At 52.9% G+C, this 15,359-nt stretch carries 14 protein-coding genes; 11 read left to right on the forward strand and 3 right to left on the reverse strand.

The genetic code is table 11. The annotated features are described in order from the left end of the window. Positions 1 to 46: 46 nt before the first annotated feature. Together BM123_RS01655 and BM123_RS01660 are read left to right on the forward strand one after the other, a co-directional pair. Positions 47 to 424, forward strand: coding sequence for a DUF6122 family protein (locus BM123_RS01655; RefSeq protein WP_090165059.1), 378 nt, complete (start codon positions 47 to 49; stop codon positions 422 to 424). A gap of 87 nt (positions 425 to 511) precedes the next feature. Beyond that, positions 512 to 1,282: an enoyl-CoA hydratase/isomerase family protein gene (locus BM123_RS01660; protein WP_090165060.1), complete on the forward strand. Its 771-nt coding sequence runs from the start codon at positions 512 to 514 to the stop codon at positions 1,280 to 1,282. A gap of 43 nt (positions 1,283 to 1,325) precedes the next feature. On the opposite strand, the gene BM123_RS01665 is transcribed toward BM123_RS01660, so the two are convergent. Next, entirely contained in the window at positions 1,326 to 2,456 is a 1,131-nt protein-coding gene (locus tag BM123_RS01665) for a serine hydrolase domain-containing protein (protein ID WP_090165061.1), read from the reverse strand. Between the two features lie 214 nt (positions 2,457 to 2,670). Between BM123_RS01665 and pepT the strand changes: the two genes are divergently transcribed. The 5 genes from pepT to BM123_RS01690 all read left to right on the forward strand — a co-directional run bounded on the left by pepT (position 2,671) and on the right by BM123_RS01690 (position 9,093). Beyond that, entirely contained in the window at positions 2,671 to 3,894 is a 1,224-nt protein-coding gene (pepT, locus tag BM123_RS01670; protein ID WP_090165062.1) for a peptidase T, read from the forward strand. 156 nt (positions 3,895 to 4,050) lie between these two features. After that, entirely contained in the window at positions 4,051 to 5,592 is a 1,542-nt protein-coding gene (locus tag BM123_RS01675) for a cryptochrome/photolyase family protein (RefSeq protein ID WP_090165063.1), read from the forward strand. 39 nt (positions 5,593 to 5,631) lie between these two features. After that, positions 5,632 to 6,519 (forward strand): hypothetical protein, encoded by an 888-nt coding sequence (locus BM123_RS01680; RefSeq protein WP_090165064.1) that lies wholly within the window; start codon positions 5,632 to 5,634, stop codon positions 6,517 to 6,519. Positions 6,520 to 6,782: 263 nt separating this feature from the next. Then, positions 6,783 to 7,985 (forward strand): ADP-forming succinate--CoA ligase subunit beta, encoded by a 1,203-nt coding sequence (sucC, locus tag BM123_RS01685; protein ID WP_090165065.1) that lies wholly within the window; start codon positions 6,783 to 6,785, stop codon positions 7,983 to 7,985. A gap of 592 nt (positions 7,986 to 8,577) precedes the next feature. After that, positions 8,578 to 9,093 carry a YceI family protein gene (locus BM123_RS01690; RefSeq protein ID WP_175489219.1) on the forward strand — a complete coding sequence of 172 codons (516 nt, stop codon included), beginning with the start codon at positions 8,578 to 8,580 and terminating at the stop codon, positions 9,091 to 9,093. Between the two features lie 209 nt (positions 9,094 to 9,302). On the opposite strand, the gene BM123_RS01695 is transcribed toward BM123_RS01690, so the two are convergent. Then, entirely contained in the window at positions 9,303 to 9,818 is a 516-nt protein-coding gene (locus BM123_RS01695) for a DinB family protein (RefSeq protein ID WP_217642077.1), read from the reverse strand. 211 nt (positions 9,819 to 10,029) lie between these two features. Here BM123_RS01695 and BM123_RS01700 point away from each other — a divergent pair, with 211 nt between their 5' ends. Together BM123_RS01700 and BM123_RS01705 are read left to right on the forward strand one after the other, a co-directional pair. Continuing rightward, complete coding sequence (locus tag BM123_RS01700; protein WP_090165067.1) at positions 10,030 to 11,085, forward strand: sugar phosphate isomerase/epimerase family protein; 1,056 nt, start codon at positions 10,030 to 10,032, stop codon at positions 11,083 to 11,085. Between the two features lie 134 nt (positions 11,086 to 11,219). After that, positions 11,220 to 12,467 carry a hypothetical protein gene (locus BM123_RS01705; RefSeq protein ID WP_139211718.1) on the forward strand — a complete coding sequence of 416 codons (1,248 nt, stop codon included), beginning with the start codon at positions 11,220 to 11,222 and terminating at the stop codon, positions 12,465 to 12,467. A gap of 3 nt (positions 12,468 to 12,470) precedes the next feature. On the opposite strand, the gene BM123_RS01710 is transcribed toward BM123_RS01705, so the two are convergent. Beyond that, positions 12,471 to 12,929 carry a MarR family winged helix-turn-helix transcriptional regulator gene (locus tag BM123_RS01710; protein ID WP_090165069.1) on the reverse strand — a complete coding sequence of 153 codons (459 nt, stop codon included), beginning with the start codon at positions 12,927 to 12,929 and terminating at the stop codon, positions 12,471 to 12,473. A gap of 177 nt (positions 12,930 to 13,106) precedes the next feature. Between BM123_RS01710 and proC the strand changes: the two genes are divergently transcribed. Both proC and BM123_RS01720 read left to right on the forward strand, forming a co-directional pair. After that, positions 13,107 to 13,910, forward strand: a complete 804-nt coding sequence (gene proC / locus BM123_RS01715; protein ID WP_090165070.1) for a pyrroline-5-carboxylate reductase — start codon at positions 13,107 to 13,109, stop codon at positions 13,908 to 13,910. Between the two features lie 88 nt (positions 13,911 to 13,998). After that, entirely contained in the window at positions 13,999 to 15,357 is a 1,359-nt protein-coding gene (locus tag BM123_RS01720) for an MATE family efflux transporter (protein WP_090165071.1), read from the forward strand. The last annotated feature ends 2 nt before the right edge of the window (positions 15,358 to 15,359 follow it).

A 15,359-nucleotide genomic window follows, 5' to 3' on the forward strand; every position in this document is an offset into this window, starting at 1 on the left:
GCTCCTTCAACCTTTACCTTGCACCCGCGTCCGCGCCCAAACCATTATGGATCTTCTCCAAACCATCACGCATTACTCCCTCCACTTCCTCGCTCCGGGACTAATCGCCTGGCTTTTCTTCCCCGATAACTGGCTCAAAGCCTGGGGCATTATGCTGGCTACCATGCTGATTGATCTCGATCACCTGCTGGCCGATCCACTCTTTGATCCTGATCGCTGCAGCATCGGTTTTCACCCCTTGCATTCCTATTATGTAATGCCCGTTTACGCAGCTCTGCTCCTGTCGTCTAAGACCCGAATTGTCGGCGTCGGTTTGCTCTTCCATCTACTGACGGACTACCAGGATTGCCTCTGGATGTGGCACCTCACCTGTGATCAATGCTACATCCAGAGCGCAGCTTTTAAGATCAGCTCTTTGGCATAGAGGCGGCCGGATCTCCACTCCTGACGAGGGGATGCCTGACTCATTCAGCGAAAATTCGCTAATTTGCCGGCCTAAAGATTACAAGTCATGCAACAATACGACAGTCTGACCATCGCTCTTGAGGAAAGCCTGGCCACCGTAACCATCAATAACGGCAAGGTAAACGCCATCGACACCCGGCTTTCGGAAGACCTGTTGGCGGCCTTCACCGCACTGGAAGAAGACCAGGACGTATCTGGCGTGGTGCTGGCGGGCAGACCTGGCTGCTTTTGTGCCGGACTGGACATCAAGCACATGGCCACCTTTACCGATGAGACCCTGCGCAAATTCTGGCACGCCAACCTCGGCGCCATCGCGGCGATGGTCCGCCTGAGCAAACCCTACGTTGCGGCAATAACGGGCTTTGCCCCGGCCGGAGGAACGGTGCTGGCCCTGACGGCGGATTACCGGGTCATGGCCATTGGTCCCAAGCACACGATGGGGATGAATGAGTTCAATATGTCCTTGCAGATACCCGAGCTCTACGCTGATTTGATCACTTATCATCGGGGCGAGCATGCTGGCTGGGTAGACGTGCAACAGGCGACCATGTACCACGCAGAGGCGGCGGTAGCCGCCGGCCTGGCCAACGAAGCCGTCGCCGAAGACGAAGTCCTCGAACGCGCCACCAGGTATTGCCGCAAGCTCATGAATGTCTACGCCCCCGTCTACGCCACTACTAAGCGCTATCAGCGCCGGAAGTTATTGGAACGGGTTAACCGGGATATTCCCGCTCAGGTAGACGAAATCTCGCGCAACCTCGATGATCCTCGCTTCAAAATGATGCTGGAGATGTTTGTGGCTAGCTTGAAGAAGTAAAGGCTGCTGCGCAGCGATTCCGATAGGCCCGCAGCCCGGTCCGTCAATCCAAGCCTCGCCATACCTTCCCCACCTCCCGGGCAATATCGTCCATTCGAACGTTTTCGGAATTATCCAGCAATACGAGCAGGGTTCCTTTTTCGGCGTTTCGGCCGACGTAAGTCCCGGCTCCCAGCCAGGAGCCGTTGTGCCAGTGAAAGCCTTTTTTGTCGATCAGCCAGCCAAAGCCGTAATAGGATATCTTTTGCCCGGGCAGATTTACCGGTTGAAAAGCCAGTTGCAGCAGTTCGTTGTCGATCAGGTCATTGCCTGACCAGAAGCGGTCCCAGATCAAAAAATCGCTGATGCTCGAAAAAACAGCGCCATCACCTGCCACTCCATCAATAAAGTCAGGCTTTAGCGCACGAGCCTGCCCACCGATCAACCTAAAGCCTTCCGTTTTTCCGGGGAAGGTTTCATCCGGAGACAGGAGGTTCCAAACCCGGGTCTGCTTCATTCCCAGTGGTTGGAACAGTTCTTTGTTCATAAAAGCTTCAAAGCTTTGCTGACTTACCGCTTCGATGATACCCGCCAGGAGGACATAGTTGGTGTTGGAGTAGGTAAATACTTCTCCCGGGGCGTGTTTGGGTGTTTCGGCCTCTTCTGCCACCAGCCGGACGACATCATTAATGCTAAGCGGCCCCTTCAGGCTTTCCACGTTTTCCTGAGCCAGACGCATATAGTTATCCGGCACGCCCCCGGTCTGGTTCAGCAGGTGGCGAATCGTGACCGTTGGATATGGGAAAGTCTTCAAATAATCCGCTACGTGACGATCAATATTGAGCAATCCCAGCTCCTGAGCACGCAAAATTCCGGCCGCCGTAAATTGCTTGGAAACGGAAGCCAGCCTGAAGGAGGAATTCGTTGTGAGTGTCTCTTTTCGCCAGGCATCCGTAAAGCCGTAGGTTTTCATCAGTAGTGGCTCATGGTTACGGGCGAAGAGAACGGCGCCATTGAACTTACCTTCTTCCTGCAATTTGCTGAGGTAATTATCCACATAATCGAGCTTCTCTTTTTCAGAGGCCGTAGCGGGCAGGTCGATACCCGGCGTCCTGGCGTAAATCAGGAAAAACCAGGCAAGGAGCGCCACAGCAATCAAAACCAACGCAAGAATAACGTAAAGAAGGATCTTCATTGGTGTAAAATAAGAAGTTCAGGAAGCATTAACAGGCCAATTCGACGGGAATCCTGCCTGCCTCGACGTTTTGGCGCGCTCGCAGGTGCAGGGGGATTGTTTTTTGCAGCAGAAACTTTGCGCCCGTCAACTTAACTTGCACCTGCGTCCGCGCCGCCCCTACTTTTTGTAAAATACGGCAGCGCCAATCGACCAGCAAACCAAAAGACCAACCATGCTCCTTGACCGTTTCCTCCGCTACGTACAAATCGATACGCAATCAGACGCCCACTCCCCCACCCAGCCCAGCACAATGAAGCAAAAGGACCTGGGGAAAGTCTTAGCGCAGGAATTACTTGACCTGGGCCTTGAAGACGCTCACCTGGACGAGCACGGCTACGTCTACGCTACTCTGCCCGCTACTCCGGGTAAAGAAGGTGCGCCCGTCATCTGCTTCTGCAGCCACATGGACACCAGCCCGGATGCCAGCGGGAAGGACGTTAAGCCATTGGTCCATAAAAACTACCAGGGGCAGGATCTGGTCTTACCCGACGATCCATCCATCGTTATTCGTATGGCGGACCATGCGGGGCTAGACCAGTGCATAGGCCACACCATCATTACGGCCTCGGGCACTACCCTGCTCGGAGCGGATAATAAATCCGGTGTAGCGGCCATCATGACCGCCGTGGAAACCATGGTTAACAATCCCGGCATCGAACACGGACGCGTGCGAATCCTCTTCACCCCCGACGAGGAGATCGGCCGCGGCGTCAACGCCGTCGACATGGATAAACTCGCCGCCGACTTCGGCTACACCATCGACGGAGAAGAATTCGGCAGCCTGCAGGATGAGACCTTCAGCGCCGACGGTGCCCGCATCACCATCACCGGCGTAAGCGCCCACCCCGGCATGGCCAAAGGCCATATGGAAAACAGCATCAAGATCGCGGCGGACATCATCGCCGCCCTGCCCAAAGATCGCCTCAGCCCGGAAACTACTGAAGGGAAAGAAGGCTTTCTCCATCCCGTGGAAATGGAAGCCAAAGCAGAGTCTGCCCGCATTGATTTTATCCTCCGCGATTTCGACACCGCCAAACTTACCGACCTGGCGAATGACCTGGCGGATATCATCATCGCCGTTGCGCCCAACTACCCTAACTCAGAAATCAAGCTCAGCATCACGGAGCAATACCGCAACATGAAGGAGGTGCTCGATGAGCACCCCCACGTGATGGCCCTGGCCGAAACCGCCATCCGCAACGTCGGCATCACCCCAAAGCCAGACAGCATCCGGGGCGGCACCGATGGCTCCCGCCTGAGCTTTATGGGCCTGCCCTGCCCGAACATCTTCGCCGGGGAGCATGCTTTCCATTCAAAGTACGAGTGGGCCAGCCTGGAGGAAATGGAAGCAGCAGCAAAAGTGGTGGTGGAGATTTGCCGCTTAGGGGCAGAGTGAATGGGGGAATGAGTGAATGGGAGAATGGGAGAATGAGCGAATGGGAGAATGATTGGATAAATAATTTCTTTCAACAATTTCCACATTCTCTCATTCAATCATTCCCTCATTCAATCATTCCCTCATTCACTCATTCAGCAAGTATCTCCCCAACCCATGCCAACCCTCCGCCTGATCCTCGGTGATCAACTCAACGAAAAACACAGCTGGTTTACATCCGTAGATCCGGAGGTGACCTATTGCCTGTTCGAGACCTGGTCAGAGAGCAACTACACCCGACATCACATTCAGAAGATCACGGGCTTCTTTCTGGCCATGCGGGCTTTTGCGAAGCGGCTGGGCGAAATCGGACACACCGTAGTCTACCGGACACTGGACGACACCCGCGAGCTGCAGCTGGAATCCATCAGCGATAATCTCGGGCAACTTGCCTCCGAGCTCGGGGCCGGCACCGTCGAATACCAGCTACCGGATGAGTGGAGGCTTGATCAGGAATTAAATAGATTTTCAGAAAACTTTGGAGGAGTAATAAATGTCTTTGACAGCGAGCATTTCCTGAGTGAGCGGATGGACGTTCGCGATCTGTTTCAGGGGAAGAAGACTTACCTGATGGAGACCTTTTACCGCATGATGCGCCGGCGCTATGACATCATGCTGGACGCCGCTGGCGAGCCCGAAGGCGGGCAATGGAACTTTGACCATGACAACCGGGGTAAGCTGCCCAAAGACATCACCTTCCCTGAGGCAAAGACCTTCCCCAAAGACGCGGGTGCAATCGTTGACTTACTGGATCGCCATGGCGTAGAGACGATGGGCCGGATGAAGGACAACCGTTTTGCCTACCCCACTACCCGCGGCGAGTGCCTCGAAGCCCTGGCGGACTTTTGCGCTAATCGCCTGCCCCAATTCGGAACGTATCAGGATGCCATGACGGTTAAGCATCCGCTGCTCTACCATGCCAACCTCAGCTTTGCGATGAACACAAAGATGATTTCCCCGAAGGAAGTCATTGATGCCGCCATCGCTGCCTGGCGGTCCCGGCAGGAGGAGATAACGATCAATCAGGTAGAGGGCTTCGTCCGGCAGATTCTCGGCTGGCGGGAGTATATGCGGGGTGTGTACTGGGCGAAAATGCCCGCCTTTGCCGCCAGCAATGACCTGAACCATCAGGCAAAATTGCCCGACTGGTTCTGGACCGGCGAAACGAAGATGAACTGCCTCAGCCACGCCATCAACCAGAGCCTGGACCAGGCCTACGCTCACCACATCCAGCGGCTGATGGTGACGGGTAACTTCGCCCTTGTATTGGGCGTAGACCCGGACGAGGTAGACGCCTGGTACCTCGGTGTTTACATCGACGCCATCGAGTGGGTAGAGATCACCAACACCCGGGGTATGAGCCAGCGGGCGGACGGCGGTCTGGTCGCCACCAAGCCGTACTGCAGTAGCGCGAACTACATCGATAAAATGAGCGATTATTGCAAAGGCTGCCATTACAACAAGAAAGAAAAAGTCGGCGAAAGGGCCTGCCCCTTCAACAGCCTCTACTGGGATTTTCTGGATCGCCACCGGGAAAAATTCAGCAACAACTTCCGCATGGCCTTCATGTATAAAACCTGGGACAAGAAGGACGGAGACGACAAGGCCGCTATTCTGGAGCGGGCGGCCTGGGTGAAGGGAAATAGCCATCAGCTGTAAAATTTCCTGTATTTTGTGCTACCTCTAAAACCCAATATTATGTCTTTACGCTTGCTTCTCCCGGTATCTCTTACCTTCTTAGCGACCAGCCTTCTGGCCCAATTTACTTCCATCGAAATATATGGCGGCATTGGGACTTTTGACGCCCCAAAATCAACCTCAATCTCAACTTATGAAGCGCTTTTTCCCATTAGCGGCCAATTTGGAGAAGATTTTTTCCTGAGGCAACTGACCTCCGTCACTGACTTTTCCGAGACGACAATTGCTGAAAGGGTCAGCGGTCGGCTCGGTGTTGAAGTGCACTTTCCGATTGGTGGGTCAGGGAGTATTTATTCCGGATTAGGCATCCAGTCGCTTAACTTTTCCTACAATGAGATTTCCATACAAACGGCAACGACCGAAATTGGCCCTGTAGATACTGTCTTTATTGAAGCACCCGACCCGGGTACTATCGGTGATCCGATTTCTGCTTGCGACGGAAATGGTTTCCAAGGCTTTTCCAATGAGCCTCCGCGGGGCTTTCTCATTGACGTGGGGGTGCCCGTAGGATACCGCCAGGAGCTGTTTAATGGGAATCTTTCGCTGCGGGCGCAGGTATCCATTAACGTACCGATCTTAGTTAGCCTGAGAAGAGAGGCCCCACAATTTGAAGTCTTACCCGAAGGCTGCTTTCAATTAACCAACCGGTCCATCAATCTGCGTGATGCTCACCAAGTTTCTTCGATCCTCTTCCGGGCCGGCGGTGGTTTCGATGTTCACATCGGTCATTCGTTCAGCATTGGGGTGCTGGTTGAAAAACAATTGAACGACTATTTCACTTCCACTCAGGGTTTCGTTTTCAATGAGAATACTTCTGCGCAAGTGCCGGCGATAACGACCTTCCGTCCGCTTACGGCGCAGCTGGTAGGGCGCTATCGGCTGCGGTAGCCTCCCTTGCTTTTTTAACGTTCCCCTCCACCTGCGCTCCGTCGGCTCCTCTTCCTGTTCTTCAGGGCGCCGGAGCGCAGGTGCAGTGTTTGACCAAGCAGAGCCATGGCACTAAGCCGAAATAACCACCAGCAAACATGAGGTACAAAGGCTGGCCAGCACACCACTTGCGTCACTGAGGGGGATCAATTTTCGAAAAGCAGATCAGACAGTAGCGGTAATCGCTAACTTTCCTATCTTCGCACCAAATTCAAGACCTCAATATGAACCTCCACGAATACCAAGGCAAGAGCATCCTCGTCAAGTACGGTGTCCCGATTCAGAATGGCTACGCTGCCGACTCCGTCGAAGAAGCCATGACCAAATACGATCAGCTCGCTGAAGAAACCGGCAGTAAATTTGCCGTGATCAAAGCACAGATTCACGCCGGTGGCCGTGGTAAAGGTGGCGGTGTAAAGCTGGCCAAAAACCGGGATGAGGCAAAAGAGCACATTTCTAATATTCTGGGAATGCAGCTGAAGACGCCTCAGACTCCGGGTGGCATGGAAGGCCCCGGTAAGAAAGTTAACAAAATCCTCGTAGCTGAAGATGCTTACGCACCGGATTTTGCTGCTTGCAAAGAGTACTACATCTCTATCCTGATGGACCGCGGTCGTAAGCAAAACGTCATCATTCACTCTACCCAGGGTGGTATGGACATTGAGGCCGTAGCGGAAGAAACCCCTCACCTGGTACACAAAACCTACATCGATCCGGAGTTGGGCATGCAGCCTTTCAACGCTCGTGAAGTAGCCTTTAACCTGGGCCTCTCCGGTCTGGCGTTTAAGAACATGACCAAGTTCATCTACAAGCTTTACGCGGCTTACCTGGGTGCGGACTCGGCCCTGATCGAAATCAACCCCTGTTTGCACAAGCCAGACGACAGCATCATCGCCGTTGACTGTAAATTCAGCATCGACGGTAACGCACTCTACCGCCAGAAAGAAATCGCCGCTATGCGCGACGTGACGGAAGAAGACGCTACCGAAGTAGAAGCACAGAGCTATGGCCTCAACTTCGTTAACCTCGATGGTAACGTAGGCTGTATGGTAAACGGTGCCGGACTGGCCATGGCCACGATGGATATCATCAAGCTCTCCGGTGGAGAACCCGCTAACTTCCTCGACGTAGGTGGTACGGCAGATGCGGCCCGGGTTGAGCAAGCCTTCCGGATCATCCTCCGCGACCCGAACGTAGAAGCTATCCTGATCAATATCTTCGGCGGTATCGTTCGCTGTGATCGTGTGGCTCAGGGTGTTGTGGATGCCTACAAGAATATCGGCGATATTAAAGTGCCAATCATCGTTCGCCTCCAGGGAACAAACGCTGACATCGCCAAGAAGCTCATCGATGAGTCTGGTCTGAACGTACGTTCTGCCGTTGCCCTTCAGGAAGCCGCTGACGTGGTGAAAGAAGTGCTGAGCTAAACAAGCATTGTCTTATGACGACGGGCCGGGCCGCTGGAATTCATTTTCCGGCGGCCCGGTTTTTTTTGCCCAAATCCGCCTATGGCGGAGAGTAGCAGTGAGCGCCCGCTGGTCTTAGGCTAACTGAGCCATGGAATCATTACCAACAAACTCTTCTTAGTGCTCTGTGTGCCTGTGTGCCCTTTGCGTCAAACAGCGCGAAGCGCATACCAATGTTATTGCTACGCAATTCTACTGGCTACACACAGGACACAAAGTCCACACAGAAGAGATGGGCGTAAAAGTCAAGTTCATTAAAGACATAGTAGGCTCGGTCACTTCAGGTGATTTTCAAAACTTCAGTAATTATGACGTTCAAACGCTTCGTTCCCGACCTGAAGTGACTAAGCCGCCTGCTTCGTTAAAATTGGTTCTTAAAAGTTTTTCACTTCTGGTGACCGAGGAGACTATATCTTCAAAGTAGAAGGCTATGAGTGCATACCTCAACTCCTAGCCGGAGGCTACTCGCAGCCGCTCTCTGCCCGAGGCAGATTCGACCATGGCCAAAACCATCGCCCCGGCTAAATCGTTAAGCTGCTCAAACATCGGTATTATGCGGCTTGCAGTCTTACTTACCTTTCTCTTTATGCTATCTGTTGCCTGGGCCACCGATTATCGCCCCGCTGATGATTACGCCATCCAGTTTGCTACGGAAAAAGCGGAAGGAAACTTTAAGGGCCTGGAAGGTACCATACGTTTCACCCCGGATGATTTGAATTCCTCCAGCTTCAACGTCTGGGTAGACGCCAGTACCATCAATACAGGTAATAAGAAAAAAGATAAACACGCCCTCGGAGAAAGTTGGCTCGACGTTGAAAAGCACCCAAAAATCAGCTTTGTCTCCAGCGATTTTCAAAAGACTGCGACAGGATATTCTGTCACCGGTCAGCTAAGTATCCGGGGGGTTAGCAAGCAGGTCAGCATACCTTTCACCTTCGAAGGCAACGTATTTAAAGGCTCAACCACCGTACTTCGTGAAGACTACGGCATCGAAGGCCCCTTCCTCTTTGGCGGCCTGGTGGGGGATGAGATTAGCGTGAGGCTGCGGGTTCCGGTGGTGGGGGAGTAAGGGGAAAAGGTCAATGGATTAGAATTAATGGAATTAGAGTAGAATTTTTAGAATTAATCCTACCGTTTGTCCATTTAATCTGTGCTCTAATCTGTGTGAATCCGTGATAATCTGTGGTGGGTCAGCTGTGCAGCAGCCATTCTGTGAACCTCTGTGTCTACCTCTGTGCACCTCAGTGGTTCAACTCTAAAGCTGCGTAGCAGCCCCCACTACCCATAGGCCTCCCAATACAGCTTCGCATGGTGCAACACATGCCCACTCAGCATAAAGCCTACCGCTCTTACGGAGACACTACCACCGCTAACGTGGCCCATCCGAATCAAATCCCCCGGTGTGAAGCCTTTGAACAATTGCTCCGTCGTCAGGCGGAGCAGGCGAAATTCTTCGACCATTTCCTTAAAATCCCGTTGGGAGACATCCACTACACTGGCGAACTGGTCCTGATCGAAGCCGGGAAGTGGTGTTTCATCTCCACGCCCGAGCCGCAGTGCCCGGTAGGCAAAGACGCGTTCGGTATCAATGATGTGCTGCAAGCACTCCCGGATTGTCCACTTTCCCGGGGCGTAGGCATGATTGATGCGATCATCGGGCACTTCCGTCAGGTAGGCCAACAGCTCCTTACGGCTGTGTTCCAGGGCGGGCATCAACTCCATTTCCCCTACCCGGGCGATGTATCCGGCGTAAAACGGAGCGTATTCTTCGGGTTTCAGATCAGTAGTTGTCATATTTTTTTCCGTAAAGTTAGTAGATATGGTTTCTGCAATCGATAGCACGCAAGGTAGCATCGGGAGAAACCAGATTTGGGGGTCCGGAGTCCATAAATCAGACGGACCAGCACCACGAGTTTTTGTTATCTTGCCTCCCTGAGATTTCCGTTAGTGGATTTACCAGGACCAGATCACGCAATCAAAATAACCACAGACAAAAGACCAACCCATGACTACGATTCAGGGCCCCGCCATTTTTCTCGCACAATTTATGGGTGACGAGCCTCCTTTCAACAATCTTGACGATATCTGTAAGTATATGGCCGGCCTCGGCTATAAAGGCATTCAGGTTCCTAGTTGGGATGCCCGGTTGATCGACCTGGAGAAAGCAGCAACATCGAAGACCTACTGCGACGAATGGAAAGGCAAGATTGCCGAGCATGGTCTGACCGTCACGGAGCTGGCCAGCCACCTGCAGGGACAACTCGTAGCCGTTCACCCCGCTTACGCTAAAATGTACGAAGGCTTTGCTCCCAAGGAAGTAGCCGGCAACCCTAAGGCCACCCAGGAATGGGCCGTGCAGCAGATGAAGTGGAACGCTAAGGCGAGCCAGAATCTGGGCCTCACCGCCCACCCTTCTTTCCCCGGTGCACTGCTCTGGCCCTACCTCTACCCCTGGCCGCAGCGGCCTGCCGGACTGGTAGAAGAAGCCTTCGGCGAGCTCGGTAAACGCTGGAAGCCCATCCTCGATGTATTCGATGAGTGCGGCGTTGACGTTGGCTACGAACTTCACCCAGGGGAAGACCTCTTTGACGGCACCAGCTTTGAGCGCTTCGTGGAAGCCGTTGACGGCCACCCTCGCGCTCAGATCAACTACGACCCGAGTCACTTCGTGTTACAGTGCCTGGACTACCTGGAGTTCATTGATATCTACCACGAGCGCATCTGTGCTTTCCACGTTAAAGACGCGGAGTTTAATCCTACCGGCCGCCAGGGAGTCTACTCCGGCTATGCGGGCTGGGCGGACCGGGCCGGCCGCTTCCGCAGCCTCGGCGACGGGCAGGTCGACTTCAAAGCCATCTTCTCCAAACTCAGTCAGTACAACTACGACGGTTGGGCCGTGCTGGAATGGGAGTGTGCCATTAAGTCAAGCGACCAGGGTGCCGCCGAAGGAGCCCCCTTCATCTCTGAGCACATCATTAACGTTACCGAGCGCGCCTTCGACGACTTCGCCGATGCCGGAACGGATGCGGAGACGAACCGGAAGATTTTGGGGCTGAGTTAGATTACAACTTCCCCTTTATGCCAATAGATTAGGATGAATAGGATTAGCGTAGGATGTATAGGATTAATCCTAAAAATTCTATCAAAATCCTATTCATCCTAATCTATTTTTCTTCAAACATTATCCCTTTCCACTTGAAATACGCCCTTTCTGTCCTACTCTCCTTTCTATTCTTCAACTGTGGTCAGGACACGCCTACAATGGCGGAAGCGGAGTGTTTTCAACTGCCAAAGGGTACTCATTTACCACGGTTGTTCCTTACTCCTGAGAACATCCAACTCTCCTATGTTCTAAGCGAACAGGAACAACACAATCTTCTCGCCTTTCCGATTCCACCTTCGGAGAATTCGACACAGACTACGGTGTTCCAAAGCGGTAAAGAATGGTTTGTGAATTGGGCAGACTTTCCTTCCATTAAGTACGTCGACGAAGGGCTTCACGGACATGTTTTCTTTTCACACGCTCTCGAGTATAGTGCGGGAGGCACTTACGATTATGATATTAAATACTCGTTTAGAGACGATAATGGGCCACTGTTTATCCCCCGCAAGCTCCACCAGGACACCGTTTCCGCCGAGCACGGCTTCCTCTCTTCGGCGCAATTGCCGGAGGGTGGTTTACAGGTGAGCTGGCTAGACGGCCGCTACACCAAACAAGCAGGCGCGGACGCGGGTGCAAAGAAAGTTGCAGAGCAAAGTGATGACCATGGTCACGGTGGCGGAGGCGCCATGACCCTCCGGACCAAAGCCCTCACCGATTCCGTCAGCGTAGAGCTCGACCACCGCGTCTGCGACTGCTGTAACACGGCTACGGTGGCGACGGACGATCTCGTGATGGTCGCCTACCGCGACCGCTCCGAGCATGAGATCCGCGATATCGGCTACGTCATCAAACCTACCGGCAGGGAATGGTCTACGCCCAAGCTCGTCCACGCCGACAACTGGGAGATCAGTGGCTGCCCGGTAAACGGGCCGGCCCTGGCCGCCAACGGAGCCGGAAACATTGCTATTGTATGGTACACGGCACCTGCGGACCGCGCCCAAATCCTCTTCAGCCGCTACGATGCGGCCCTCGACGCCTGGCAACCACCTACCCTGCTGGATGACAATGCTCCCCTCGGCCGCGTCGACCTGCAACTCGCCGAAGACGGCACCGCCTACGCCACGGCCCTCACTACCAGGGAAAACATCGACGATGCTTTCCTCACTCTGTGGGCCATAGCTCCTTCCGGCGAAGTTGAGCGCGAAGACCTCGTCTCCACCTCCCCCGCCCGCTCCTCCGGCTTCCCTAAAATTGCTTTATTTGAAGACAAACTCTACTGGGCCCGCACCGTAGTTGGTGAAGAAAAAGGGCAACATCACGTAGAGGTTTGCTGGCGCTAATGTTTATGCGCCGCGGAGCTTATCCAGCAAGTGGCTTAATTGATTAGCTTCTTCATCCGTCAGTGTATTAAAGGAGGAACTACGGCTCCTTTCCACAGCCTGACTGGCTCGCTCAATAACATCGAGCCCGGCCTCCGTAATGAGAATATCCACCCTGCGGCGATCTTCCGCACATTCTTTACGCTCAACGTAGCCCTTCTCTTTCAGCTTATCCACCAGCCGGCTGGCGTTACTCATTTTATCAAGCATCCGTTCGGTCAGTAACTTGATGGTTGATGGCTGGCCACCACGACCCCGTAGGATGCGCATGATGTTGAATTGCTGCAAGCTGAGACCATATGGCTTAAGGGCTTTAATCGTTCCATGGTTCAACCAGGCGGCCGTGTAGATGATGTTAACCTGGGCCCGGTGACTGGAGGTTTCAAATTTTGGTTGTTGAATAGCTTCTTCTATGGAGTTCATAACGGGTTTCTTCTCAAAATTAAATACAAAAGCACTTAATACAATCTATGATGAAAAGTTTAACGAAAGTCTTACTATAACACTTTCATTTCGGTTAACGACTGGAATTCCGTCACCTTTGAGTTTCGTGCTACCCCAATGCGAGGGCTATGTTTGCACCCTGAAATTTAAGCAAATATGAAAATCCTTATCATTGGCGGCGGGAATATGGGTAAGACCTACGCCCGAAGTTTACTACGGGCACACTTGGTTAAGCCGGAAGACCTCATGGTGCTGGAACGTAGCCCTGAACAGGCGGAAAAGCTTCGCGGAGAGAATATTGGCGTTGTGCATACTGACCCGGCCCACTGTCTTAATGCCGCAGATCTGATTATTCTGGCCGTCAAGCCCCAGGATTCGTCCGCCTTATTTGCCACACTTCGCCCGTCGACCGATCCTCAACAAGTGTACCTCTCCATTATGGCCGGGGTGACCATTGACACGATCAGAAAAGGACTTGGAGTAGAGAAAGTCATCAGAGCTATGCCGAACCTTCCGGCTCAAATCGGGCTCGGCATGACCTCTTATACGGCCAGTGATGCCGTTACCCGCATCGAGCTTGTCCTTGTGCAAAACCTGCTGAACACAACGGGAAAAGCTATTTACGTAGACAATGAATACGCCATTGATGCCACTACGGCCATCTCGGGCAGCGGCCCTGCTTACGTGCTTTATTTTATGCAGGCAATGATAGAGGTAGCGCAGGAGATGGGCTTCAACGCCAGCCAGGCTGAGTTACTGGTGGCGCAAACCTTTCGGGGTGCCGTTGAATTGCAAATGAAAAACGACGCCAGTTGTGAGGAATGGATCAGGCGTGTGTCCAGTAAAGGGGGAACAACGGAGGCAGCGATCAACTCCTTCAAGGCAACCTCCGTCTACATGGACATCAAGAACGGAGCCAAAGCAGCCCTGGCCCGAGCCGAGGAATTGGGACGCGAATAGCCGTAAACCATCTTTTGGTCGATAATTAAGCAGTTACTTATTGCTGAACTAACAGTCTAATGGGCTAACTGTCTAACTTCGCCCATTAGTGAAACTAAGCACCTCATATCGCGACATCTGGAAAGTCTCCATTCCGATCATCATCGGGAGCGCCGCCCAGAATGTTGTGGCGATGACGGACAGTGTGTTCCTCTACTACAAGAGCGAAGACGACTTTGCCGCCATTGGCTTCGTCGCTACTTTTTACATCATTGTTGCCGCCATCGGTTTTGGTTTCAGCCGGGGCGGCCAGATTTTGATGGCCCGGCGATCCGGGCAGGAGAAGACCGAAAGCGTTGGCAGAACCTTCTACAGCACCATTTATTTCGAGCTGCTGCTGGCCCTTGCTCTGTTCTTTTTCATGACCTACGGGGCTTATTGGCTTTTCGCCAGTCTGGTGGACTCCGACGTCATTTTCTATAAATCGCTAGAATACCTCGAAACGCGCAAATGGGGCGTATTCGCCAGCTATATCGGCGTGGCCTGTGTTGCTTTTTACACCGGAATTGCCAGGCCGGTCTTCATCATTATTGACACCTTCATCCTCGCGATCACTAATATCTTCCTGGATGATGCGCTCATTTTCGGGCACTACGGCTTCCCCGAAATGGGAATTGCCGGAGCAGGATTAGCCAGCACAGTATCGGAATATATCGCCCTGTTTGTGTTCCTTATTTATATGGTCTTCGACAAGAAGAACCGGAAATATAACATCTTCCACTTCCCGAAATGGGACCCGGTTATTATCCGGGAAATCATTGGCTTATCCGTCCCTATCGTTGGTATGTCGGTAGTTGGGCTGGGGAGCGGATTTATCTTCTTCGGTTTGGTAGAGAACTTCGGGGAACGTGCGCTGGCAACGACCAACATAGTGCGTATTGCCTACTTGATTTTATCCATTCCGGCCTGGGGATTCTGTACGGGCATCAACACTATGGCCAGCTATTTCATTGGCTCCGGGCAGCGGGAGAAAGTGCCCATTGTGCTCTGGAAGACAGCCTTTCTGTGTCTGGGAATCACGACGCTGATGATCCTGCCATTATTACTCTTTCCCAATCAGGTGCTTTACCCCATCCTCGGCGATGAACGAGCCTACCTCATCAATGCAGCCTATCCGGTATTCTGGGTTTTATGGGGCATCCTGACCACCTTCAGCTTTGGCAGCATCTTCCTCAACGGGCTCATCGGAGCTGGTGAAACGGGTCTGGCGCTCAAGATACAGGGCCTTTGCGCCACTGTTTACGTGGTACTTATATTCTGGGTGGTACACAGCTCATGGGGCAGTATGACGCTGGCCTGGTCAGTAGAAATTCTGTATTGGATAGTGATTTTCATCATGGCTTTCTTCTACTTCAAACGACCGGGGTGGCAATTGATAAAACCATCTAAGAAAAACGAAGAAGAATAGGA

Origin of the sequence: Neolewinella agarilytica (assembly GCF_900110645.1) — a bacterium.
GTDB classification, from domain to species: Bacteria; Bacteroidota; Bacteroidia; order Chitinophagales; family Saprospiraceae; genus Neolewinella; species Neolewinella agarilytica.

What these genes read in the sequence shown, in the direction of transcription:
- pepT (WP_090165062.1), top strand. Translation starts at nt 2,671, where the DNA reads ATGCTCCTTGACCGTTTCCTCCGCTACGTACAAATCGATACGCAATCA.
- BM123_RS01700 (WP_090165067.1), top strand. Translation starts at nt 10,030, where the DNA reads ATGACTACGATTCAGGGCCCCGCCATTTTTCTCGCACAATTTATGGGT.
- BM123_RS01690 (WP_175489219.1), top strand. Translation starts at nt 8,578, where the DNA reads ATGCGGCTTGCAGTCTTACTTACCTTTCTCTTTATGCTATCTGTTGCC.
- BM123_RS01665 (WP_090165061.1), bottom strand. Translation starts at nt 2,456, where the DNA reads ATGAAGATCCTTCTTTACGTTATTCTTGCGTTGGTTTTGATTGCTGTG.
- BM123_RS01710 (WP_090165069.1), bottom strand. Translation starts at nt 12,929, where the DNA reads ATGAACTCCATAGAAGAAGCTATTCAACAACCAAAATTTGAAACCTCC.
- BM123_RS01695 (WP_217642077.1), bottom strand. Translation starts at nt 9,818, where the DNA reads ATGACAACTACTGATCTGAAACCCGAAGAATACGCTCCGTTTTACGCC.
- BM123_RS01660 (WP_090165060.1), top strand. Translation starts at nt 512, where the DNA reads ATGCAACAATACGACAGTCTGACCATCGCTCTTGAGGAAAGCCTGGCC.
- BM123_RS01680 (WP_090165064.1), top strand. Translation starts at nt 5,632, where the DNA reads ATGTCTTTACGCTTGCTTCTCCCGGTATCTCTTACCTTCTTAGCGACC.
- BM123_RS01655 (WP_090165059.1), top strand. Translation starts at nt 47, where the DNA reads ATGGATCTTCTCCAAACCATCACGCATTACTCCCTCCACTTCCTCGCT.
- proC (WP_090165070.1), top strand. Translation starts at nt 13,107, where the DNA reads ATGAAAATCCTTATCATTGGCGGCGGGAATATGGGTAAGACCTACGCC.
- BM123_RS01675 (WP_090165063.1), top strand. Translation starts at nt 4,051, where the DNA reads ATGCCAACCCTCCGCCTGATCCTCGGTGATCAACTCAACGAAAAACAC.
- sucC (WP_090165065.1), top strand. Translation starts at nt 6,783, where the DNA reads ATGAACCTCCACGAATACCAAGGCAAGAGCATCCTCGTCAAGTACGGT.